The sequence below is a fragment of the Sphingobacterium anhuiense genome (genome assembly GCF_042686355.1).
In the GTDB taxonomy this organism is placed as follows: Bacteria; Bacteroidota; Bacteroidia; order Sphingobacteriales; family Sphingobacteriaceae; genus Sphingobacterium; species Sphingobacterium anhuiense.
Window position 1 is genome coordinate 37113 of the sequence record NZ_JBHUPE010000020.1, and the last position, 25679, is coordinate 62791.

Annotated in this window: 19 protein-coding genes; 9 read left to right on the top strand and 10 right to left on the bottom strand. The window is 37.3% G+C overall.

Annotated elements, in window-relative coordinates; translation table 11 throughout:
- The first annotated feature begins 96 nt into the window (after positions 1–96).
- The 4 genes from ACFS6I_RS23470 to ACFS6I_RS23485 all read left to right on the top strand — a co-directional run bounded on the left by ACFS6I_RS23470 (position 97) and on the right by ACFS6I_RS23485 (position 7316).
- Positions 97–1323: a C40 family peptidase gene (locus ACFS6I_RS23470; RefSeq protein ID WP_208696335.1), complete on the top strand. Its 1227-nt coding sequence runs from the start codon at positions 97–99 to the stop codon at positions 1321–1323.
- A gap of 15 nt (positions 1324–1338) precedes the next feature.
- Positions 1339–2394, top strand: coding sequence for a dipeptide epimerase (locus ACFS6I_RS23475; protein WP_346600433.1), 1056 nt, complete (start codon positions 1339–1341; stop codon positions 2392–2394).
- 122 nt (positions 2395–2516) lie between these two features.
- Positions 2517–5714, top strand: a complete 3198-nt coding sequence (locus ACFS6I_RS23480) for a SusC/RagA family TonB-linked outer membrane protein (protein ID WP_380924193.1) — start codon at positions 2517–2519, stop codon at positions 5712–5714.
- A 132-nt stretch (positions 5715–5846) separates the two neighbouring features.
- Entirely contained in the window at positions 5847–7316 is a 1470-nt protein-coding gene (locus ACFS6I_RS23485) for a RagB/SusD family nutrient uptake outer membrane protein (RefSeq protein WP_380924195.1), read from the top strand.
- Between the two features lie 71 nt (positions 7317–7387).
- Here the strand turns inward: ACFS6I_RS23485 and ACFS6I_RS23490 are convergent, their stop codons facing one another.
- The 4 genes from ACFS6I_RS23490 to ACFS6I_RS23505 all read right to left on the bottom strand — a co-directional run bounded on the left by ACFS6I_RS23490 (position 7388) and on the right by ACFS6I_RS23505 (position 12169).
- Positions 7388–7876 (bottom strand): GNAT family N-acetyltransferase, encoded by a 489-nt coding sequence (locus ACFS6I_RS23490; protein ID WP_380924197.1) that lies wholly within the window; start codon positions 7874–7876, stop codon positions 7388–7390.
- Positions 7877–8277: 401 nt separating this feature from the next.
- Entirely contained in the window at positions 8278–9756 is a 1479-nt protein-coding gene (locus ACFS6I_RS23495; protein WP_380924199.1) for a M14 family zinc carboxypeptidase, read from the bottom strand.
- 4 nt (positions 9757–9760) lie between these two features.
- Entirely contained in the window at positions 9761–10813 is a 1053-nt protein-coding gene (locus tag ACFS6I_RS23500) for a S66 peptidase family protein (protein WP_380924201.1), read from the bottom strand.
- 18 nt (positions 10814–10831) lie between these two features.
- Positions 10832–12169 (bottom strand): dihydroorotase, encoded by a 1338-nt coding sequence (locus ACFS6I_RS23505; protein WP_380924203.1) that lies wholly within the window; start codon positions 12167–12169, stop codon positions 10832–10834.
- Positions 12170–12530: 361 nt separating this feature from the next.
- On the opposite strand from ACFS6I_RS23505, the gene ACFS6I_RS23510 reads away from it, so the two are divergent.
- Entirely contained in the window at positions 12531–13220 is a 690-nt protein-coding gene (locus ACFS6I_RS23510) for a DUF3784 domain-containing protein (RefSeq protein WP_380924205.1), read from the top strand.
- Positions 13221–13312: 92 nt separating this feature from the next.
- Here ACFS6I_RS23510 and ACFS6I_RS23515 read toward each other — a convergent pair whose 3' ends face one another.
- From ACFS6I_RS23515 to alaS, 3 genes are all read right to left on the bottom strand, one after another.
- Positions 13313–14005, bottom strand: coding sequence for a response regulator transcription factor (locus ACFS6I_RS23515; RefSeq protein WP_132844447.1), 693 nt, complete (start codon positions 14003–14005; stop codon positions 13313–13315).
- Between the two features lie 100 nt (positions 14006–14105).
- Entirely contained in the window at positions 14106–15206 is a 1101-nt protein-coding gene (locus ACFS6I_RS23520; RefSeq protein WP_380924208.1) for a TlpA family protein disulfide reductase, read from the bottom strand.
- 7 nt (positions 15207–15213) lie between these two features.
- The gene (alaS, locus tag ACFS6I_RS23525; protein WP_380924210.1) at positions 15214–17829 is read right to left on the bottom strand and encodes an alanine--tRNA ligase; all 2616 of its coding nucleotides are present in this window, start codon (positions 17827–17829) and stop codon (positions 15214–15216) included.
- A 383-nt stretch (positions 17830–18212) separates the two neighbouring features.
- Between alaS and ACFS6I_RS23530 the strand changes: the two genes are divergently transcribed.
- From ACFS6I_RS23530 to ACFS6I_RS23545, 4 genes are all read left to right on the top strand, one after another.
- A complete protein-coding gene (locus ACFS6I_RS23530; protein ID WP_021191118.1) occupies positions 18213–19055 on the top strand; it encodes a universal stress protein in 843 nt (280 codons plus the stop codon).
- Positions 19056–19060: 5 nt separating this feature from the next.
- On the top strand, positions 19061–19936 hold the full coding sequence (locus tag ACFS6I_RS23535) for a universal stress protein (protein WP_380924212.1): 876 nt from the start codon (positions 19061–19063) through the stop codon (positions 19934–19936).
- A gap of 193 nt (positions 19937–20129) precedes the next feature.
- The gene (locus tag ACFS6I_RS23540) at positions 20130–21467 is read left to right on the top strand and encodes an OmpA family protein (protein WP_380924214.1); all 1338 of its coding nucleotides are present in this window, start codon (positions 20130–20132) and stop codon (positions 21465–21467) included.
- A gap of 184 nt (positions 21468–21651) precedes the next feature.
- Positions 21652–22995 carry a S41 family peptidase gene (locus ACFS6I_RS23545; protein ID WP_380924216.1) on the top strand — a complete coding sequence of 448 codons (1344 nt, stop codon included), beginning with the start codon at positions 21652–21654 and terminating at the stop codon, positions 22993–22995.
- Between the two features lie 31 nt (positions 22996–23026).
- Here ACFS6I_RS23545 and ACFS6I_RS23550 read toward each other — a convergent pair whose 3' ends face one another.
- From ACFS6I_RS23550 to ACFS6I_RS23560, 3 genes are all read right to left on the bottom strand, one after another.
- Positions 23027–23341, bottom strand: a complete 315-nt coding sequence (locus ACFS6I_RS23550; RefSeq protein WP_380924218.1) for a hypothetical protein — start codon at positions 23339–23341, stop codon at positions 23027–23029.
- Between the two features lie 73 nt (positions 23342–23414).
- Positions 23415–24230: a hypothetical protein gene (locus ACFS6I_RS23555; protein WP_380924220.1), complete on the bottom strand. Its 816-nt coding sequence runs from the start codon at positions 24228–24230 to the stop codon at positions 23415–23417.
- A gap of 57 nt (positions 24231–24287) precedes the next feature.
- Positions 24288–25643, bottom strand: coding sequence for a hypothetical protein (locus tag ACFS6I_RS23560; protein ID WP_183915700.1), 1356 nt, complete (start codon positions 25641–25643; stop codon positions 24288–24290).
- Positions 25644–25679 lie beyond the last annotated feature (36 nt).

Sequence of the window (25679 nt, forward strand, 5' to 3'; positions counted from 1 at the left end):
ATTTATGCAAAAAAATCGATCATTAATTCACAAATCGTCAACATTTCTTGTGAAAACATACAATTTAGACTATCTTTAAAAACCAAACTAATCAGCATGACAAATAAACTAAAATATGCTATTCTTACCTGTGCAGGCTTTTTTACGATTAACCATGCCTTTTCACAAGCACTAGATTCCACTGTTTATCTTCAGGTTAAAGAACTGCAAGAAACCGTAAGAAAAGCATATGCTCCTGATAAGCGTACAAAGCTATTTGCCTTCACAAAAACAGATGTTGCCAAAAATGACTATCTGATAGAAACGACAGAACCAGCCGCCAAAACAGCTTTCGAACAGCAATTTAAAAATATTCCGGCAACGGTGGCCATTAACTTATTGCCCGAACAAAACTTAGGCAATAAACTGATCGGTATCGTACATTTATCTGTCGGAAATATGAGAACTAAGCCTGATAATGCGGCTGAAATGGCGAGTCAGGTATTAATGGGAACACAGGTTGATCTCTTACAAAAGGATCATGGTGAATACCGCATCCGTACTCCGGAAGGATACATTGCCTGGTTACCAACTTCTTCGGTTACAGCGATGACAAAGGAAGAGGCAGCACAATGGAACAGTCAACCTAAAATAATCTATACCGCCGAATTTGGAAAATCACTTTCCGAACCGCATGCGCAAAGCCAACGTGTATCGGATCTTGTATATGGCGATATTCTGGTGCTGACGGGTGAGAAAAATAACTATTTCGAAGTTTCCTATCCTGATAAAAGGAAAGCATACATCAAAAAAGAAGAAGCTTTATCGCTAAAAAAATGGGTTGATTCACGCAATCCTACAGCTGACAACTTGATCTCGAGTGCCAAATCTATGCTCGGACTTCCTTACCTTTGGGGAGGTACTTCTGTAAAGGGAGTCGATTGCAGCGGCTTTACAAAGACAGCTTACTTCATGAACGGTTATGTTATTCCGCGTGATGCTTCTCAACAGGTATTAGCTGGCGAATCTGTGGATATCCTGGATGCTGAAGGTCACTTTGATCCAGAAAAAGCGCTTAAAAATTTAAAACCTGCTGATCTTTTGTTTTTTGCTGCTGGTAAAAACACGAATCCCAATGCCCGTGTTACGCATGTAGCACTTTACATCGGTAACGGAACGTTTATTCATGCAGCGGGATCTGTACGAATCAATAGTATGTTGAAAGATGCTGCAAATTACGATGATTTTCAGACACGCACTGTCGTTGCTGCAAAAAGATATTTGGGATCAAACGATCCACAAATACAGAAAGTACAAAATAACCCTTATTATAGCATCAAATAAAAGATAACAACGATCATGAGTACACATTCAGACTGGATTACTAAAGATTTTGGGGCTTTCAAACTGAGATATAAGCCTTACACTTTAGAAATGCGTTATGTCTTTACTGTTGCATCTTTCAGCAGAACGACTACTCCGGTTGTATTGACACAATTGGAATATGACGGCATTATTGGTTACGGAGAGGCAAGTATGCCTCCATATCTAGGAGAATCGCAGGAAAGCGTTATCAATTTTCTAAACAAAATCGACCTATCCGGATTCAACTCTCCTTTTCAAACGGAGGAGTTATTGGCTTACGTGGATCAAATAAGTGCTAAAAACACGGCTGCAAAAGCATCAGTTGATATTGCACTTCATGATTTAATAGGAAAAATACTGGGACAGCCATTTTATAAAATTTGGGGATTAAATCCAGCATTAATTCCCGCTACTTCCTATACCATTGGTATCGATACGGAGGAGGTGATCCGTAAAAAGGTCATGGAGGCAGATCAGTTTAAAATCCTCAAAGTAAAGTTGGGCCTTGAAACGGATAAAATGATTATCGACACTATTCGCCAATGTACGGATCGTCCTTTGTGCGCGGATGTGAATCAAGGATGGAAAACAAAGGAACAGGCACTTGAAATGTCACATTGGCTCGCTGAAAGAGGCGTAGTTTTTTTGGAACAGCCGATGCCAAAAGAACAGATCGATGATAATGCCTGGTTAACAGCACATAGCCCCATACCGACTATTGCCGATGAGGCATGCCAAAGATTAATTGATGTTCCGGCATTGCAGGGGGTTTATTCGGGCATTAATATCAAACTGATGAAATGTACTGGAATGCGTGAAGCAAAAAGGATGGCAGAATTAGCGCAGTCATTAAAAATGAAAGTAATGATCGGATGTATGACTGAAACTTCTTGTGCCATATCTGCCGCGGCTCAGTTGGCTCCTTTGGTAGATTGGGCAGACCTAGATGGTGCACTTCTTATCGGAAATGATATTTACGATGGCATGAAAGTCATTGACGGACAATGTATCTTACCAGATCGTCCTGGCATAGGTATCCTAGCAGAATAAAACACATTAAATTTTCATAAGATCATGAATTTTCATAAAAAATATCATGATCTTATTCTTATCTTGTACCTTACGGGTATAAATAGATCATCTATTAAAAGCAACAACTAACCAATACTCTTATGAATAAAATTTTACTTACCTCGTTATGTACGATGGCTTGCGGGACTCTGCAGGTCGTACATGCACAACAAATCCAGGTTGCGGGGAAAGTTTCAGATGGAAATGGCGCTGCCATTCCAGATGTGACGATCTCGGTCAAAGGAACAACTACCGCAACATCCACAAATTCCAGTGGATTGTTTACGATCAATGCGAATCAGGATGCAACAGTTATCATCAGTGCTGTCGGCTATCAGAAACAAGAAATCAAACTGAATGGCCGAAAAACACTAACAATAACCTTACAGAAAGAAGAAAATGCTCTCGATGAGGTGATGGTGGTCGCTTATGGTACGGCTAAAAAGAGTACCTACACGGGTTCTGCTGCGGTGGTAAAGGAAAGTGATATTAAAGATGTACCTACGACTTCATTTGAAAATGCATTGAACGGACGCGTTGCTGGTGTTCAGATCAGTTCCAGCTCAGGCCAGGCGGGTGCGACATCTAGTATCAGGATACGTGGTATCGGTTCGATGAATGCTTCTAACGATCCTTTATATGTGATCGATGGTGTTCCTGTTGTTTCGGGAAATGTGGGACAGATGAGCGGCCAGATCAATTCTTCTTCCAATGTCATGAGTACGCTAAATCCATCGGATATCGAATCGATCACCATATTAAAAGATGCTGCTGCATCTTCATTATATGGGTCTAGAGCTGCCAATGGTGTTATCGTGATTACAACGAAACGTGGTAAAGAAGGAAAGGCACGCATAAATTTTAGGTCTTCTCTTGGTTTTACTCCATCGTGGGCGACAGATAATTATGAAGTAGCGGATCCGCAGGCACAGATCAATATGGAATATCAGATTTTCCATGATTATAGAACCTCAAATAAAAATAGTGCTACTGGAGTCAATTATACAGATCAGGAGGCAAGTACTTATGCTCTGGGACAGATCAACAACCGATTTAATAAACATGGATATCGCTTTGAAGTAGATGGCCCTGCCCGTATGAACAATGTTAAAATTCTTGGAATTACTGATGGTGTCGAAAACCGGGAAGGTAAATTCTTTGATTGGGAGGACTACTTATTTAGAACCGGTATTTTTAATACAAACGATATCTCTTTGAGCGGAGGTTCTGAAACAACAAAATACTTCTCTTCTTTAAACTATACAAAAGATAAGGGCCGTGCCACGATCAACGAATATGAAAGAATATCGGGAAGAATCAATCTGAATCAAAAAATAAGAAGCAATATTGAATATAATGTAAATTTGAATGTTGCTAATACGGATAAAACTGGGTTTAATGATACTCGAAGTACGGGATCTAATCCTTTCTTTCAATCTAGAAATCTATTATTTCCATTCTATTGGCCTACTGACTACAAAACAGGAAATCCATGGACCGCTCAATATGGTAGCTTAGCCTATAATTCTGACTATTACAATAAACAATGGGGTAACAGTACAAAAACGCTCAAATTAGGTGCTGTACAATCCTTATCGTGGGAAATCGTTCCTAATCTAACGGCAAAAACAATTTTCTCATTTGATAACACGGAAGTAAAAGATGCTTTGAATTTTTCAGCATTGCACTTCATTGGCTTGACCGATAAGGGTTCATCAAGCAAATGGAATACAAATATGCGGAAATATGTTTCGTCCAATACATTAACGTATGCCAAAAGTATTGAGCAGCATAACTTCAATATTTTAGCGGGTTATGAAGTTGAAAAGAATGTCACTGATTTTCAGTACAGCAATTCGATTAATCTCGGATCAAGTTCTTTGACATCTATCGGTACGGGAGCAAATTATAAAGCGGACAGCTATCAGTTCGGTAATAATCTGATGTCTTATCTTTCACGTGTCGATTACAACTATAATGAGAAATACTTTTTAGGAGCTTCTATCCGCCGGGACGGTTCGTCACGTTTCAGTGAAGATAATCGTTGGGGTACCTTCTGGTCTGTATCTGGCGCATGGAGTATCCATAAAGAAGAGTTCTTTAAAAATGATATCGTCAACACCTTACGATTAAGAGCTTCGTATGGTGTTAATGGTACGCTACCAACAGATAATTATGCTTGGAGAACTTTAATGTATTATAAATACAATTACAAAGGTAACCCAGGAGGTGTCGTTGGCGATGGTTCATTAGGGGCTATAGACAGAGGATTAGGAAATACAAAACTAACCTGGGAAAAAAGTAATACTTACGACCTCGCTTTGGAATATGGTTTATTTAACAATAGACTAACGGGTTCCATCGAATACTTTAATAGAGATTCGAAAGACTTGCTTCAAGATGTGCCTACTTCTGGTACAACTGGTTTTACAAAGGTGCTCCAAAATGTGGGTGTCATTAATAATAGTGGAGTCGAAATTGATTTAGGCGGCGATATCATCAGTAAAGAAAACTTCAGATGGTCGGCTCGGGTCAATGGTTCATTTTTAACTTCCAAAGTCAAGACTTTAGATGCTGGTAAAGATATTATCTGGACTGATCCTACAGGTGGTGATGCCCGTGCACAGTTTATCTACCGTGAAAATGAATCGGTATTAGCCTTCTATGGTTATGAGTGGGGCGGTGTGGATAAAACTAATGGTAAAAACGTCTGGTATACAAACAATGATAAATCCGATTTCGAATATAATGGCCGAAATGCTTCTTACAGCTATACGAAAGCAGATCAGATCATCTTGGGTTCGGCTACGCCTAAAATTTTCGGAGGAATCAATACAGATGTGGAATATAAAGGCATCTCACTTGGTCTAAACTTTAGTTACAAGATCGGCGGAAAGCTGTATGATGGTGCTGAGAAGGATGTGATGGATGATGGCTACTACTGGGAAAGAATACGTTCACAGTATTACTATGATAATATGTGGTCACCTAGCAATATAGATGGTACACAACCAAAAATCGATGGTAACGATTTAACTGATGCTATTCAGTTCAGTAGCCGCCATTTATATGATGCTTCGTTTATCCGTCTAAAAAACATCAATGTCGCTTATAAATTGCCTTCACAATGGTTGGAAAAAGTTAAAATCAGTAATGCACGTTTATTTTTCAATGGTACAAACCTATTCACCGCATCTAAATTTAAACTAGCGGATCCTGAGGTTAACCAATACGGAACTCGTGGATGGGAAACACCATATGGCAAGACATATACATTTGGTATTGAAATCGGCTTCTAGTTTTTTTGTTGATCATAGGGTGAACGATAGCTTATTGCAACAAACCTGATGATCATAATAGCTTTTAACCGACATAGGCATTGCTAATGTCATTAATAAACAAATTGATTAATAAATAAACAGCTTATTCTGATGAAAAAATATATAAACTATTTACTTTTCGCATCTGTTCTGAGTACAACTTACTCGTGTAAGAATTTTTTAGATGTGGAACCGACTAATGCGGTTGATGCTGATAAGGCCATTGTAACGGCCAACGATGCTCAGATTGCGATCAACGGTATACAGCGTCAAATGACTTCTTCGAACTATTATGGACGTAATTTCATCGCTTATGGCGACGCTAAAGGTGGCGATGTAACGCTTTACTCCCAAGGCCGTGGACTGGATGCATTTTATACTTTTAATCATAATGCGCAAACGAACAGTTTTTCGAGCTTTTGGACTTCGATCTATAATATCATCTACCAGACCAATAATCTACTCGAAAATATTGAAAAGTTAAAAGCATCAGGAAGTATTGAGAACTTTGATCTTGCAAAATCGGAAGCATTAACCATCCGTGCATTGGCCAATTTTGACCTGGTTAGACTTTACGGTAAATCTTACACCGATGATAAAAATGCCTTTGGAATTCCTAACGTGACCAAAACACTGGCTTTCAATGAGCAAAGTTTACGTGCTACGGTTGATGAAAACTACAAACAGATTCTTTCGGATTTAAAAACTGCGGAAACTGGTCTTCCAAAGACCAAAAGAGATGGCTACTTAAATTACTATGCCAACAAAGCCATACAAGCACGTGTTTACCTCACGATGGCCGACTATAATAATGCTTTATTGGCTGCGGAGGAAGTGATCAATAATAATCCTATTTACTCTCTTTATACCAATGCAGCTTGGGTCAGTTCGTGGCAATCCCAGTTTGGATCGGAATCTATATATGAACTTGTAATCGAACCTAATCAAGCGGATCTCGCTCGAAACTCATTGGGTTTCTATTTTATGAGAAGAAACCACCAGACGGGTGCTTTAGGAAATTTCCTAGCAAGTACACCTTTCTTAAATGCACTTAATGCTGATCCCTCTGATGTAAGAAGAGGTGTGATGGCTAGAGATGAATCATCTGCTGATCGTCTTGGCTCTTGCTATAAGTACCTTGGTTCTACGACATTTTCTGGGGATAAAGGAACTTCTAATTATACGGCTGTCAATATTAAAGTGATCCGTCTTTCTGAACTTTATCTGATTGCGGCGGAAGCAGCATTGAAGGCCAGTACACCTAATCCGACTAAGGCAGCAACTTATTTGCAGGCGATCCGTAAACGGGCTGCAGGATTACCGGCTATTGATGCTGCGTCTGTTTCGGAAGCACTGATCTTAGCAGAGAAAAGTAAGGAGTTTTTTGGTGAAGGCATTCGCTATTTTGATATGATCAGATTAAATAAGACAATCAATTTTGATGATGCATTTGCCGGTATCAGCGTTCCTACTCGAGAACATGCGATCAATAGATCATTCTTCAAAACGATTTTGCCTATATCTCAAGAAGAGATTAATGCCAATCCTCCGATAAAAGCACAACAAAATCCGGGATATTAGTCTCCAAGATTGACGCAATAAAAAATGGCTTCTGATCTTGATCGGAAGCCATTTTTTGTGAGTTATCTTTTTTATGAATCTATCTTTTGAAAGGCTACCCGAGGTGTCCCATCGCCAACATAGATAATGCCACAACGTATGTAACCTAATCTTGTCAGTACTTTTTGCATCGGGATATTTGTTTCATGGGTATCCACCCGGATGTTGTGACATTGTTCAAAGCACCATTGAAAGCATTGTGCCGCTACTCCTTTTACTTGACCATTGGAAGCCAGACGATGTACTACACCATATGGCTCTTTATTCAGCCACTGCCCATCTTCAATTATGGTATAATTTGGATCAGGTTCTAGTGAGAAACAGAAGGTGGCTACTATTGCATCATCTTCTATAACGACATAATTCTCTCCGATCGCTATTGTTGACTGGATATATTCCCGAGAGGGATAGCCATTTGTCCACTGAATGGTATTGCCACTAGCACGCATTAAACCTCGTGCAATGTCAATAATAGCCATCACCTGATCTAAATCTTCTAATTTTGTTTTTCTAATATCCATATTTACAATAAACTTTTATTTTATCAGTAACGCAGTGACCAAGTAACGCAGTGACCAAGTAACGCAGTGACCAAGTAACGCAGTGACCAAGTAACGCAGTGACCAAGTAACGCAGTGACTAGTGACATATTAACGAAAGATGTAACCTTCTAACTTCTTAACAGTAACGAAGTGACTAGTGACCAAGTAACGAAAGATGTAACCTTCTAACTTCTTAGCAGTAACGATGTGACCAGTGACGAAGTAACGAAAGATGTAACCTTCTAACTTCTTAGCAGTAACGATGTGACCAGTGACGAAGTAACGAAAGATGTAACCTTCTAACTTCTTAGCAGTAACGAAGTGACTAGTGACGAAGTAACGAAAGGTGTAACTTACTAACTACCTAACCATCTAAAAAACTACCGGACAATCTGTTTCATATTTCGTGGCAATTCTTGATTCAAATCAATGAGATAACCATTGATAACAGCGTATTGGATTTCTTCATTCTTCTTTAAGAAAAAATTTGCTTCTTTACCAAGACTTAATGTTCTGATCGTATTCAACTTGCTTTTAGATAGCACATTGATGGGTAAATAATGTAGTACTTTGGGCTCGGATGCATCTATCTTTATGCCGGCATACCCTTGCTTCAGTAATGCTTTTATATCAACGTTCTCAAGATCGCTCAGGCGATTAAATTCCTTTTCGTAAACCTTAGCTTCTACAAATTCGAAATCTGTCAGATCTAGATCATCGTATCCATAAAAGTCGTGAAGATCTCCAATGTCTTCAATATATCCTTTTGTATAGTAATCTTCGCCCTCGGTAATCTCATCTCTTCGGATAGCAATATCTACTATCAGAGGAAGTCCATGTGATATTGTAGTCACCCGACGAAGGATCACATCGTGCAGCTGCGAGGCATTGAATGGTATCTGCTGGTATTCTGAGATTGGAAATTGCTGATAACTATCCTGCGCGATTTGCAGTAAGGAATTAAGAATCAGAATAAAATTCAATTTTCTAATTTCTTGTTTTTCCGGATCTCCAGCAAAAGCTCCTGATTCGATCAGGATGGTGCTTGCACCCCATTTCTGAAAGCTATCTCCAAAAGCTCTTGGTGAGTGTTCATCATCGTATTTGGCAACGGCTCCTGGGATATAGTCTTGAAGCAACTGATTCATCCCAGCTATGATCTTCATTGCATTACCACGCACTTCATTGACTTCACGCTCCCAATTATAGGCCGGTGCTAAAAGGGAAATGGTAACTGGAGTTTTAGTTCCTGGAACGTTATAATAGATATTCTGATCGTGTAGATTAAAACCAAATTGTGGTTTGATCAGTTCTGCCTGATTTCTTAATAGCTTACCTTCTGGTGTTGCGGTATCTCTGGCATCGCGATTTAGATCGATGTGTTGCGCATTTCTTCTGGTATAGACTTCAGCTCCATCTGGGTTGAGCATAGGGATAAAATGCACTTCTAAATTTAATTTTAATATTTCCCTTAAGCTTTGAAATCTGCTGTCTTTTCCTTCCAGGAAATTGAACAGGTCAAAAAGGGCCATTGTTGCGGTCGGTTCATCGCCATGCATCTGCGACCAAAGCATTACTTTTTTTTTCCCCTGACCGTAGGTTAATTTATAGATTGATCTTTTTTGAACTGACAGTCCGATCTGATCAATCTTTAGGATTGATGCCTCCTGATGCTTATTGATGAGATCGACTACAGTCAAATGTTTAAATCTACGTTTTGTTAACGTGGTTTCTTTATAGGATGAATAGGCTTCATCAAAATCATTTTTATTTAAATTCATGGTTTGGGCAGAAATTGTAATTCCCGAAGTAATGAAGATCAAAAAGAAGATAATTTTCATCAGGGAGATAATTTTCATCGATTTAATCTTTTAGTACTTTCTCTAAAAGTGTCATGGTTCCTTTGTCGGCATCTATTTTGACCTGTGCTCCTACCGGTAATATAAATTGATTGGCAATATGTCCGATCATGGCTCCTGAATATGCCGGAATCCCGAGCGGTTTGATATAATCGTTCAATACCTGTTCGAGCGTAAGCGAACCATAACCTCCTGCTGGCCCGCAGTCCGTACACTTACCAAAGACGAAACCTTTGATCTGATCCAAAATTCCTGCTAATTTTAATTGACAGAACATCCGGTCCACGCGCTCTATATTTTCATCTACTTCTTCTAGGAAGAGTATGGCATTTTTAAAATCTGGCAAATAGGCTGACCCGCATAACCCACTGAGCAATGTCAGGTTTCCTCCTAATAGTGTACCTGTTGCTTGTCCTGACTTTAAGGTCGTGATCCGCTCTTTGTACTGGATAAAGTTATCGCCTTTTTCTGTTGGGTTTGCAAATTGTGCCGGCTGATTAAGGAAAAATTGATTTTCAAAATTTTTAGCAACGGTATTACTCCATGTACTGATACCGACTGCGCCGTGAAAGGATATTAAACCGGTCTTTTTATAGAAGGCCATGATCAGTGCAGTAATATCGCTATAACCTAATAATACTTTGGGGTTATTGGCGATAAGTTGATAATCAATATATGGTAATAAACGGGATGCTCCTGCCCCTCCGCGTATACAGACAATGGCTTTCACTTCTTGGTCTGCAAACATGCTGTGGATATCGGCTAGGCGCTCTTCATCTTTTCCTGCAAAATTACCATATCTACTTCGGATATGTTTTCCTTCCTTGATTTTGAAACCAAAGTTTTCAAAAATTTCGCGGGTCATAACAATGGCTTCTTCGGTATCAATAACTCCCGCAGGAGCTATTAATCCAATGGTATCTCCTTTGCGCAATACTTGAGCTAGTAATTTCTTTTGATCTGCTTTTGTTATAAAGAAATCTTCCTGTGCAAATGACAGTGCAGGTATTCCTGTTGCGACTAAGCCTAAAGATTTTAAAAATGTTCTTTTATCCATAGTCCTGGATGATCATGATTATCTGTTAAATAATAGACGTCTACCAGAGCCGTACTCGATCAAGCTCCCTTTGGAATAGGCTAATTGTCCTGATACAATGGTGTGCTCGATAGAAGATTTAAAGGTATGATCTTCAAATGGAGACCAGCCACATTTTGATAGTATATTTGATTTTGTAACCGTATAGGGTTTGTTTAAATCTACTAATACTAAATCTGCCCAGTATCCTTCACGAATAAATCCACGTTCTTCAATCTGGAAGCAAATTGCTGTATTGTGTGCTGACTTCTGAACGATCTGCTCTAAAGTGATCTTACCCTCATGGTACATGTCCAATAAAGCTTGCAATGCATGCTGCACCAATGGCCCTCCTGATGGTGCGACGCTGTAAGCTTGCGTCTTTTCAGCAATGGTATGTGGGGCATGATCGGTAGCAATTACATCGATATGTCCATCCAATACCGCTTTTACAATGGCATCTCTATCATCTGCTGTTTTAACAGCTGGATTCCATTTGATAAAATTACCTTTTGTCTTGTAATCGACATCGGAGAACCACATATGGTGAATACATGCTTCAGCTGTAATTAATTTTTCTGCCAATGGAATGTCATTTCTGAATAGTCCGATTTCTTTAGCAGTAGAGATATGCAGAATATGTAAGCGGGTATTGTTTTTTTTTGCTAATTCTACAGCTTTGGAGGATGAGATGTAGCAGGCTTCTGCCGAACGAATAAGGGGATGCATATCTATTGTCAATCCTGCTTCTCCATATTTCTCTTTATATATGGCAAGGTTTTCCTGGATAGTGGCTTCATCTTCGCAGTGTGTGGCTACTAATGTGGGCGAGTTAGCAAATATCTGTTCCAATGCACGCTCATTGTCTACCAACATATTACCAGTTGATGATCCCATGAATACTTTGACACCACAGACATCACGAGGGTTTGTTTTGAGTACTTCTTCCAGATTATCATTGGCTGCACCCATAAAAAATGAATAGTTGGCTAAAGCATTTTGAGATGCGATATCGTACTTATCTTGTAACAAAGATTGTGTTAAAGTATTGGGTACTGTATTGGGCATCTCCATAAATGATGTTGTACCTCCCGCCACTGCGGCACGGCTTTCATGCCAGATATCAGCTTTGTGCGTCAATCCTGGTTCACGAAAGTGTACTTGATCGTCAATTAATCCGGGTAAAAGGTGTAATCCTTCGGCATTAATCTCTCTATCGGCAGGGTGGTTAATCTCTGCGGCGATCATCTCGATACGGCCATTACTGATATAGACATCTGAAGTGGTAATTTTCCCTTCATTAACGATTTGTGCAGATTTTATAAGTATTGTTGACATGGATGATGGTAATGTTTAATATGATAACAAACTTAGATAAATTTGTTTTATGTTCAATTTTTAATGCAAAAAAATACAACAAATTTATCAATCTCTCCTCTTCCATCAAGGACTATTTTATTGAGGAAATATAAGCATTTGAATATTTACAGCCTAAAAATACACAATTGGATGCTTGCTTGCATATTTTATGAGTTTGAAATACTATTAAATTTTTGTACATTAAGTTGCTTTACCCATTAATAGGGATAGCCCTATTATGATACAAGATCATATTATGTTATAATCAATTTCCCTAAATCGGATTTGTTAAACAAAACTATTCGCTCATTAAACAATTCATCTAAAAATGGAAATAAACATGTTGTATTTACTTTCTTTTATCTTAATATTGATCGGACTTATTATTAATAAAGAGAATGCGAAGTACTTATTGAGTGGATACAATATGCTTCCTGAGAAGGAACGTAATCATTTTGATCTCGTTAATTTTCTTAAATTTTTTAAAAGATCTTTCCTCCTTTTGGGTGTATCGTATCTGATTATTGGTTTACTGATTTCTGCCTGTGTTAAGAACCCGCTAATTTTTATCATTTATAGTGTTTTGTTTCCCTTAATTGGTGTATTTTTTATTATTTATAAATCTATTGGTTATTATAAACCTAACAAATGGTCTTGGGCTATATTGACATTTGGCTTGATGATCATCATCGCGATTATGGCGGGTATCGGTATTGGATTGGCTGAGGTCAACGTTACTATTAAAGGAAATAAAATATATACTTCTGGTCCATATGCTATTGCTATTGATCGTAATCAAATAAAAGCTATCACTATTGAAAAAATGCCCACTATTGAGGGTAAGATTGAGGGTTTTGAAATGGGAAAGGTTAGAAAAGGTATTTTTAAGCTTTCTGATGGCGGGAACGCAACGATTCTGAGTAACGGAAAAGATAGTTGTTTTATTATCCTGACTACCGAACGGAATACATATATCCTGGACTATCGCGCTGATCTTAAGAATAAATTGTTCGAGAAGATCGAACGTTAAGTGTTTAAATGGGATTTAGAAACTGATTTTTTACAGAAAAGGGCTATATCATGATGATACAGCCCTTTTCTGTTATTATATTTCTGTAATTTCTAAGCTACATCAAATTTGTATCCAACACCTTTAACGGTGGTTACATAATCTTCACCAATTTTTTCTCTAAGCTTTCTGATATGTACATCTATTGTTCTGTTGGTAACAACGACTGAATCTTCCCAAATGCTTTTCAAAATTTGTTCTCTTGTAAAAACTTTATTTGGTTTTGATGCTAATAAGTACATCAATTCAAATTCTTTTTTTGCAAGTACAATTTTCTGTTCACCACGGTATACTAAAAAAGAATCACGATCAATCACCAAATCCATAATCTCTAATTTATCTTGTGATCGTGCTGCTTCTTCCGAGACATTTCTTCTTAGAATGGCATTAATACGGCTCATCAAAGCACGAGGCTTGATAGGCTTTGCAATATAATCGTCGGCTCCAACATGGAAACCTGCAATTTCAGAATACTCCTCACTTCTAGCCGTTAAAAATACCATAAATGTATTTTTAAACTCTGGCATGGCACGCATTAGTCGGCAGGCTTCGATACCATCCATTTTAGGCATCATAACATCCAAAATAATAAGATCTGGATTAATATCCTTTGCTACATTGATAGCTTCGTGACCATTCGAGGCAGTTGATACTTGATATCCTTCGCGCTTTAAATTAAAAGCAATTAACTCTAGAATATCCTGCTCGTCATCAACTACTAATATTTTTTGCTTTGCAATGCTCATCTTTTTTTTTTGCTAAATTATGAACAAAATGACAACAAAACATTAACGAAGTGTTATTAAATTGTTAAGTAACATTCCGAAAGTTAATATTTAATTTGCGCTATTTTAAAGTTTTCTTTAAAAAATCTTCCAATTCTTTACCGCGTAAGTTTTTAGCAATGATCAACCCTTCTGGATTTAAGACATAGGAGGCCGGTATTCCTGTTATCCGATACAGACCAACAACTACGGATCCCCATGCTTTTAAATCAGATGCCTGCGTCCATTGTAACTTATCATCTGCTATGGCACGCATCCATGGTCCCGGATTATCATCAAGAGATACTCCGAAAACGTCAAACCCTTTTCCTTTGTACTGATTATATAATTTGACAATATTCGGATTTTCCTGACGGCAAGGCATACACCATGACGCCCAAAAATCTAACAGCACATATTTACCTTTGAAATCGGATAACTTGATCGATTTATTGTTAGGTGTGAACGATTCAAAGTCTGGAGCTGGTTGACCTACAGCCAACTTTCTCAGTTTATTTGTTTCTTCTTTAAACTGGGTAACATAGCCATTATCTAAGAACTTATCTTTTATCTTATCGGCATAGGTTATGATTTCAGCTTCTGCAATTTCCGGATCTAGTGTACTGATGGCATAAAAACCAGCGATATCATCATGCTGTTCAGCAAAATCTACCGCTGCTTTTGTATAATACTGCAATTGCTCTGTAAACTTTTGTTTATACTCACTACGCAGATTTTCAATATCATCCACATCAGCTGTAATCGATTTCTTAGCAAAATCTGCCTGTAAGGAATCGCGCACTGCATCACGTCGATTTCTCATTTTTGAGAAACTCTGAATCGATGATGACAACTCAGAGCCCTCTAATTGATAATCGTTAACATCTTTCTGAAGATCTGCCTTGAAAACAATGTCCTCTCCTGGTGAGGCAATTAAATCATAACGATTTTTACCTACACGAAGTGATAATAGACGCGCCTGACTAGTAGGTCTTTTAAATTGAAAAGCATTCTTGTCTCCAAAAAACATGGAGTCCAATTTTCTTTCGCCTTCGTATAACGATATTACTTTAATATTTCCTGGATTTTCAATTTGGCCAGATATTGTAAACTCATCTTTATTTTTACATCCGATTAGAAATAAAAATAAACAACCCACCACTAGCAACGTCTGCTTCATCATATTCGTTTTATTTTATAAATTCTATTGCTCTATCTATCGCTGTTTGTAATCCGGCACTATTTTTTCCTCCGGCTGTTGCAAAGAACGGCTGTCCTCCACCACCACCTTGGATGTCTTTTGCTAAATCACGGATAATATTTCCAGCATTCAAGCCTTTTGATTTTGCTAATTCATCTGAGATGACAACGGTCAAACTTGGTTTACCTTCAAAGTCTGCTCCTATTACTAAGAATAAGTTATTAACGGCTCCTTTTAATGCGTAAGCCAAGGTCTTTACAGCTTCTGCGTTTGGCAAATCAACAACTGTGGCTAAGAAATTAACATCACCTACTTGTTGTAATTTGCTTTCTAGGTCTGATTTTAACGCTAATGATTTTTCAATAATCGTTTTTTCAATTTCCTTTTTCAAAGCACTGTTTTCGTCCACGATTTTACCCATTGCAGCAACAAAGTCTTTTGGATTATTTAATAACCCTTTGATTTGGTCCACTAATTCAAAATGTTCACGGATCACTGCTGCAGATTTCGTTCCTGTAATCGCTTCGATACGACGTACACCTGCTGCAACGGCAGACTCTGATGTGATCTTAAAGAAACCGATCTGACCGGTAGCTTTAACATGCGTACCACCACATAGTTCTTTTGAAAATTGATCATCAAAAGTAATGACACGCACATAATCGCCATATTTTTCACCAAACAACGCAGTTACTCCTGAATCTAATGCTTGTTGGTAAGGAATATTGCGTTCCTCTTTCAATGCAATATTTTCACGAATCTTAGCATTGACAATATCTTCGACTTGTTTGATTTCCTCTTCTGTTACTTTAGAGAAGTGAGAAACATCAAAACGTAAAATATCATCATTTACTAAGGAACCTTTTTGATTCACATGATCGCCTAAGACCTGCTTTAATGCAGCGTGCAATAAATGCGTCGCAGAGTGATTATTCTCTGTATCTTGTCTTTTTGCCTGATCGACTTGAGCTACAAAAAGGCCTTCAAAACTTTGTGGGAGGGTATCTATAAAATGTACGAACAACCCATTTTCCTTTTTTGTATCGGTTACAAATATCTTCTCACCTGTAGCTTCAGAAATCAAAACACCGGTATCTCCTACCTGACCACCACCTTCTGCATAAAAAGGTGTTACCGATAAAACCAATTGAAATTGGTCTTTTCCTTTTGCTGAAACTTTACGGTATTTTACAATTTCTGTTTTTGCACTTAGTGTATCGTATCCAACAAATTCAAAACCTTCATCTTCATTGACTAAAATCCAATCTCCTGTATCAATGGCAGTTGCTGCACGTGAACGGTCTTTTTGGATCTGCAATGCTTTATTAAAACCGACCATATCAACGGAAAGATTTTTCTCTCTCGCCAGTAACTCGGTCAAGTCTATTGGAAAGCCATAAGTGTCATATAATTCAAATGCAAAATCACCATCAACAGTTGTATTTGCTTCAGCATAATTTTCGAAACGCTGTACTCCTGTGACTAGAGTTCTTAAGAAAGATACTTCCTCTTCTAAGATTACTTTTTGAACAAAACTTTCCTGTGCTTTCAATTCGTTAAATACACCATCAAACTGTGTCGCCAACAAAGGGACTAGCTCATTGATGAATGGTGTTTTGAAATTTAAGAAGGTATACGCATAACGCACTGCACGACGTAAAATACGACGGATTACATAACCTGCTTTATTATTAGAAGGTAGCTGACCATCGGCAATGGCAAAACTAATCGCCCGGATATGGTCTGCAACGACACGCATTGCAATATCTGTTTTCTCATCCGCACCATAAGCTATCCCGGCTTTTTGAGAGATGAACTGAATAGTAGGCTGAAAAACATCGGTATCGTAGTTAGATGTTTTCCCTTGAATAGAACGTACCAAACGCTCAAAACCCATTCCTGTATCCACATGTTTTGCTGGTAAAGGTTGCAATGAACCATCTTTTAGACGGTTGAACTGCATGAAAACCAAATTCCATACTTCAATAACCTGCGGATGATCGGCATTAACAAGTGACTGTCCAGCTACTTCTTGACGTTCTTCTTGCGTACGCATATCGTAATGGATTTCAGAACATGGACCACATGGTCCTGTCTCTCCCATTTCCCAAAAATTATCTTTTTTATTTCCTAATAGAATACGATCTTCAGCGATTAAAGCTTTCCAAAAATCATAGGCTTCAGTATCCTTTGCTAATCCTTCTGAATCGTCACCTTCGAAAATCGTTACGTAAAGACGGTCTTTATCTAATTTGTATACATCAGTAAATAACTCCCAAGCCCACTGAATAGCCTCTTTTTTGAAATAATCGCCAAAGCTCCAATTGCCCAACATTTCAAATAAGGTATGGTGGTAGGTATCAATACCTACTTCTTCCAAATCATTATGCTTACCAGAAACACGTAAACAACGCTGTGTATCGGCGACACGTGGAAATTTAATGGCGGCTTCGCCTAAAAATAAATCTTTAAACTGATTCATTCCCGCGTTTGTAAACATCAATGTGGGGTCATTTTTCACCACAACTGGTGCAGATGGTACGATTTGGTGTCCTTTACTTTTGAAAAAATCCAAAAAAGCCTGACGAATTTCTCTACTTGTCATTGAAAATCTAATTGTCTAATTATGATGTTGCAAACTTACTTAAAATTGCCTCGTTATGCAATTAGACGGATGTCTTTTAGTTCATAATAATGTACTAAAAGTGTCATGAAATAAAATAAATTTTGACTATTTTTAGGAATAATTCAATTTCACTCTACAATAGGAACAAGGAAAATTAATGGTCGTGATACGTCTTATTTAAATTTGTGCTTAAAATCACTTTATTTCATTAAATTAAGCACATGTTTAGATCATTGGAAAAAATATCTTTACAACAGTCAAAAACAAACTTAACCGATACAAAATGTGTTAAGCTACAATGATGAAATTATATCATTATTAATTAAAGAAAGTGTACGTAATAAAACTAATTACCAAACAACATGAGCAATAAAATTTTAGTCCCGATTGATTTTTCAGAGAACGCTAACACGGCTGTTCAATTTGCAATTGATTTGGCAAAAAAGAGAGGGTTTGATATTCATTTATATCATAACTATACCGTTTCGTCCAGTACTTTTGATGATGTAAACAGTGATAGTTCTGATGATAATTTCAAAGCAGATGTTTTAATGGCTGATTTAATCGAGAAACTAAAGGCCAATAATCCTACTATCGTTTTCACGTCAAAATGTGAGCGCGGCATTATTACGGAGTCCCTGTTGAAAGAAACGAAAAATACGACTTATTCGGCTATTATCATGGGTACTAAGGGGAAAACAGATGATACCAGTGTGATAGTGGGCAGTACAACATATGCTGTTAGTCAGAAAAGTAATATTCCCGTTATTGCGATCCCCTTTAATTACCAAACAAAAGATATTAAGAAAATAGGTTTATTGTCCAATTTTAAATATGCTGAATTGGATACGTTAAATGAATACATCAAAATATTCGGATCTGATGTCAAAGTACAGATCATTCACGTACACTACCATTCGGAGTCTGAATCTGACATTGAGGATAAACTAGAAATTTGGAAATATCAAATCAAAAAGCACACTGAAATAACCGATGTGGATATAGAAGTAGATTCTATACAAACTGATGTAGAAGAATTGGACACTATTCCTGAGGTAATCAATGATATCATCAAAGATGAAGAAATCGATGTTGTATTGATCACGAAAACACGTAAGTCATTTTTTGAAAGATTGTTCAAAAAATCTGTCGCCAAACAAATCATTCATCATCCTATTATTCCAACATTTTTTTCTAAAGCTTAATTATTATGGGCAAAATATTAGTTCCGATCGACTTTTCTGAAAACTCGATTATTGCTGCACGATACGCAAGAGAAATTGCTCTTGAAAATCAAGATGAACTTGTTTTCTTACATGTTTACACCCGACATGTAAACAAATACGCCAATTTTATGGTCCATGGGGAACACATTGTTGATCCAACTATAAAGGAATCTGAGGAACAACTCAATCAACTTGTCGGCGTGGTAAAAGAAAAATGGCCTACTTTGGTCATAAGCCAACTTTTCGATGAAGGGATTCTTGCTGAAGTTATTAGTAAAGAAACGGCAAGAAATCAGTATAAAGTTGTTGTTATGGGTACAAAGGGTGCCTCTGGATTAGAGTCTGTATTAATAGGGAGTAATACTTATGATGTAATCCGTGATTCACAAACTCCAATTTTAGCCATACCTGCTAATGCAACCGCATATAAAAAGGATACGATTGCTTTGTTAACGAATTTCAAACCAGGTGAATTAGAGGTGTTAAAGCAGGCGATTCCTGTCTTTGGTAGTAAATTTCATTTATTATTGATTCATATTAACAAACAAGAGGTTGATATTAAAATACTGGATAAAAAGCTTACGGAATGGATAGACAATATCATTATAGAAACGGGCATTGACGACGTTTCTTATACCGTAAAAAACAGAAGTCATTTTGCAAATTCTGCTGAGAAAATTGCGAATGGAATACAAACGATGATTCGTGATGAAAATATTGATATTATTTTAATAACAAAGAGCCGTAAAACATTTTTTCAGAACTTATTTAATGAAAATATAATTAAGGAAATGGCTATGGGAATTGTTATTCCTAACTTTTTTGGCAAAACGAATCCGAATAGCACTATTCCTAAATAAAGTACAATCCAACGATGTAATGTTACTAATAGTATACATTATAGCGTTTTTTTTTAAAAATTAATAAAATGGCAAAGTAGACAATTGTCTACAAGAGGGGATAAATGTGACTCTGATTCTAATAGACGTCCAATATTTGGCAACATTATTGTCTAGAGCACTATGAAGAAATTTAAAATCAAATTTAAATAATATGAAGATTAACCTTAAGAAAAGTGGATTATTAGTAGCAGCTGGATTATTTGCATCTGCTTCATTTGCACAAAATGCAAAAGTTGGTTCTATAGAGGGCACTACACCGCTAGGACCATCTACCCAATACAGAACTTGGTCTATCGGTGTTGGTGCAGGGGTTTTAAATCAAACTAATATTTTTGGTTTCAACCGTAAAGATTACAATGACTTAGACCACAATGTTGGTTATTCGGCATACATTAAGAAACAAATATCTCCTTCATTTGGATTTAAAGCTTCTTATTTAGGCGGTAAAGTTGGTGGAGCATATGATGATGGTTCACAATCTTTCGAAACTAAAACACCTTGGTCGGCAGCTTTATCTGGAGAGTGGACAATGGCTAATACCAACTGGAGATTTTTCAACAGTTTTATCAAACCTTATGTATCATTAGGTATTGGGGTATTAAATTCTGAGGCTACAGTAACAATGGGGTCAACAAGCACTACATATGATTCTCAATCGAAGTTATTTGTTCCTGCTGATTTCGGATTGAAATTCGCCATTGCAAAAGGGATTAATTTAGATTTAGGGTACCAGTTGAATTGGGCAAATCAGAAGTTTGACGGATCTAATCCTGCAGTGGATCCAAAGCCTACCTTCAAAAATGATTTATTCTCGTATGCACATGCTGGTTTAGAGATTGCTTTAGGAGATGGTTCGAAACCTACTTTGAACAATTCAAATCCAGTTGCTACGTTAGTAAATGATTATACTGCAAAATATGATGATTTAAAAGCACAACGTGATGCATTGGATGCTGCTAATAAAGCATTACAATCTAAAGTAGAGTCATTGAACGCTGACTTACAAGATGATGATGGTGATGGTGTTGCTAACAAATTTGACAAATGTCCAGGTACACCTTCAGGTGTTCAAGTAGATGGTGCTGGTTGTCCAATTCTTGTTAAAAATGAAACTAAAATTGTAGAGAAAGTTATCACTGAGACGGATAGAAGAACTGTTGATGAGGCAATCAAAAACTTAGAATTCGAAACTGGTAAATCAGTTATCCGTTCTACTTCATACAATTCTTTAGATCGAGTTGCTGCTTTATTAATTGAAAAAGATTTCAGTTTAAAATTAGCTGGTCACACAGATAACACTGGTTCATTACAATTGAACTTAAGATTATCTAAAGAGCGTGCTGAGTCAGTAAAAGCTTATTTAGTATCTAAAGGCGCTAATCCTTCTCGTATAGAAGCTACTGGTTACGGTCCAAACCAACCTATTGCATCTAACAAAACTGCAGAAGGTCGCCAACAAAACCGTCGTGTTGAGTTTACAATATATTAGTAGATTTTAACATCAGGCATAGAAAGGCTACTCTATATAGAGTAGCCTTTTTTTATGAAATAAAAACATCGCAATATGAATGCTTTGATAAGTTGTTTAAACCAAATAAACATTTGAACAACATAAAGATAACGCCAATATCATTTCCATAATACGTATTTTTATGTCGTTAAGATTTTAAAAAATGTGGAAATTAAATCGTTTTGCTTTAGCCCTTTTTTCAGTGATTCTTTTCTCCTGTGAAAAAGAGGACTCGCTGAAAGAGCCCGGCTCAAACGAGGCCATCAATCACTGGACTCTGGATCAAATGCAACAGTATTATTACTGGAATACTGAAATCAAAACAACAAACGATTATCAGCAACGTCCGGATCTATTCTTCAAAAGTATTTTGTTTCAAGATGACCATTATTCAATGATTATGCAAACCCTGAACAGTGACACCTACGGTAATACCTTGACAAATACTTTTGGCTTCGACATGGTGCAGCTGCAGGCTGCAACGGGTACTATACAAGTCGTAACTCAGGTGGTTCCATTTAGCGAAGCAGATTTACTGGGTTTAAAACGTGGTGATACTTTATCCTATATGAACAACGAGCTTTTGGATAAGAGTAATATGAAAGCTCTGATAAATAAATCCTTTCATTTGCCTGCAATCAATCTGAAGCGAAAAGATGGGAAAATATTTATTCTACCCGCCTCCTATATTTCACAACCTGTTGTTTATATGTCTAAGATTATCTCGTCGTCTCCCACAGTAGGCTACATTTTTTTAAGTCAATTTGACTTCAGTGGTGCTTATTTATTATTGGAAGCTGTACAAAATTTTAAATCCAAACAGGTAAAGGATCTTGTTGTCGATTTGCGTTATAACCCTGGTGGACAGGTTGCTTTTGCTTCATTTTGTGCGCTGCTATTCGCTAATATTAGAGAAAATGAGATCTTTGCAAAATATCAGGGAAACAAAAACATCAAAAAGCTGGAGGACTCTTTTTCAGCTGCGCTACAAAGACAGCCAGAGGGTTATTCTTTTGTTGCCAAAGAAGTTTTAAAAGAAGGCCTGGGACTAAATAGAATATATATCCTAACGGGTCTCAACACAGCTTCGGCTTCCGAAATGCTCATTAATGGATTACAGCCCTACATACAGGTCATTCAAGTTGGCGATAAAACCTACGGAAAGGACATGGCTTCTTCCACGATATCTACACCGAAAAAAATACATGGTTCCGAACGTAGCTGGCATTTGCTGCCAATGGTTTATAAAATTTATAACAAATTGGACCAAGGGAACTACAATGCGGGAATTCTACCACAAAAGCCTATAAATGAATTTGATTTTTTACCATTGGTGCCCATAGGCGATATACAAGATCCACTTATTGAGGAAGTGTTACATACAATCAATGCACATAAACCTCAAGCTAGAAACGCTTCTGATAAAAAGCATAAAACCAATTCTAATATTCATCAATATCTAGGCAGCAGTTATGAGACGATTCCAATTGAAATAAGTCCACGTTAGAAAAGTAGGCATCAAAATACCTATTCGTTCTTCAGCGTGCGCAGGAATTGAAAGAATTGATCACGGTGCGAAGGTCAATTCCGGTTTGTCCTTCTCTAACAAGCTTACGAAGTGAACGCGATAATATGCCGGAACGAATATTACGCTCTTTTACTTCATATTCCTTGACCAATATTTCCAACTGTAGTAATACTTCTTGATATTGACTATAAAGTTGATTCAGGTCGTTAAGCTCTTTACCCAAGGCAAATAGCACGGAGGCATCTATATCATGCTTAATTTCTCCCTGAAAATTCAGGGAGAGCGCCAGTAGTTTTCGATGTTTTAAATCATTGATTCCTTTCATAAGGATTAGTTTTATGGTATTGATAGTTTACGTTCTGCGCAATAATAGTAGGCTTTGTTTTTCTTAAGAGGATCTACTTTTTTAGCCAAACATTTGACAGTTCAAATCCCAATCCATCCACGAAGGTCACCCAATCATCTTCAAAAATTACATCAGGATCTTTTTGTGGGAGATATATTAAGGCAATCGGATCCGAACCAAGAGCCGCTAATCTTAAAAATAAAAAGACTTGTTGACCATTGATCAATAGCGGTTTTGAATCTTTATCCAGGACTGTAGCTCTATAATAGGGTATTGCGACAGGTATTTTGATAAAATCATCAGGAATTTGATCGGTTATTAGATCGGTTGTTAGAATAGGTTCTTTTGCATACACCATCTTTTCCTCAAATGTATTTTCATCAAAAACTAAAGTTCCTGAATATATAGCCAGTCGTACCGGCTCGCCATTGGGAGAAATAATCTTATTATAATTCAATATTTTTATTTGATAATTTGTAGCATCTGATTGCGCTCCTTCTAAGGGGTTTTTCCCGACTACCAATGTCGGATCAAGTGGACTTTTTGGATAAACGCCGAAAATGTTGCTTCCACTTTTCAATGCTAACCGCTGTTTTAGCACAATTTTATCCTCATTACCAAAGGCAATTACAACAGAAGTATCTTTACTCTTATCAAAGATAAAAAGATAGCTATCTTTCGGTCCATCATAATTGGTAAACTCGCCATCTATTGAGATTTTTTTTATTCCTAAATTTTCACCTGAATAAGATTTAAAGGCCACACGCGCCAACTGTCGCTGATCTTCAACTATTTCTCCTTTTTGACAGGAATATAACGCACAACCTGTCCAAAGTACAATAAAATAGATAAATAATTTTTTAAGCATATGTCTGTTAATTAAAAGAAGTGAGCCATAAAAATGGCTCACTTAAGAAAATAAGTATTAATAAGTTTTGGGAGCGAATTGAGCCCATCCCGCAGTCCAAACTGGATTTGTTGGATGGAAAGCACCACTATAAGTTGTAGTTCCATTACCATATGCTGGTGATGTTGACAACGGTCTTAACACAGCAGGATTAAATGTAGATGATGTCGGATAAAAGATATTAGCAGCACCGGCCAATTTCAAATAAGTTGTAGCATCTGTTGACACATTTGTTTGGTTTCCTGTCGGAGTAGCACCACTGAAAGCTGCAGTGTATGCATGTACGACATTTCCAGTAAATGTACCTGTTGCGCCGTCTTGAAATGCGGCACCTGTTGCATAACCTGCGATAATCGAGTTTTGAATATCATATTCTGAAGCTCTTCTCCAACGGTTACCAAATTTCAATTTAGTTCCGGCTACAGTAACATCTTTAATACCCAAGAATGTGAAATTTTTCAAAACTGGGCGTGTTTTAGGTGTTTGAGCATATGGAGCTGTACCTTCGTTATCAGACTCCAAACCATTCGAATCAGAGTTACCGCCTGATAGACTGTTTGTAGAATTAGGATCTTTCAATGATAAGGCATATTGGATTGTTCCGGTATAACCATGATCAAAATCAAAATCATCATCGTCATTTGATAATGCTACTAGGTATTTCGCATTGACGGTACCTCCAAAGAACTCAAAACCATCATCTTTACCCCAAGATACTTGAATGTTTTCTAACGTAGTACCAGTACCAACGCCACCTAAAGTCAATCCATTGATTTCATTGTCGGCAGTTAAATTGTAACCAGCAAACTCAATACGTACATATTTTAATGAGCCTGAATTATCTGCTGCATTTGTACCACCATAAGTCACATCTACGCCTACGGGTTGAGGAATTCCTTCGATTCTTTTTGTTGCAGCTTGATTTGTGGTTGCGCTACCCAGTAATACAACACCACCAAAATCACCTGGATTACGAGAGTTAGCAGCATTCGGAGAAGTAAATACAATTGGTGCTGCAGCAGTACCATTGGCAATCAATTTGGCCGTTTTAGGAACAACCAAAACTCCTTTGATATTTTGTGTCAATCCGGTAATCTGATCGTTGTATGCTTTAGTCAAACCAGAAGTAATGTACGTACCTGGTTGAATAGTTAATGTTGCCCCTGGTTTTACAAAAGCTACACCGTCAATTTTCCATACGGTATCCGCAGAAAGAGTTGTTTTAGTAATAATACCTGAAGCATCTGTTGGAATAGTTGCTTGAGGTTTGTTTGGCAAACCAGCATTCAAATCTGAATTAGGTCCTACGTTGTCTTTGTTACAAGAAGCCAATGCGATTGCGCATACACTTGCTACTGTTAAGATTTTTTTCATTTTATGTTAAATAATTACTAGTTTTGCCATCACAAG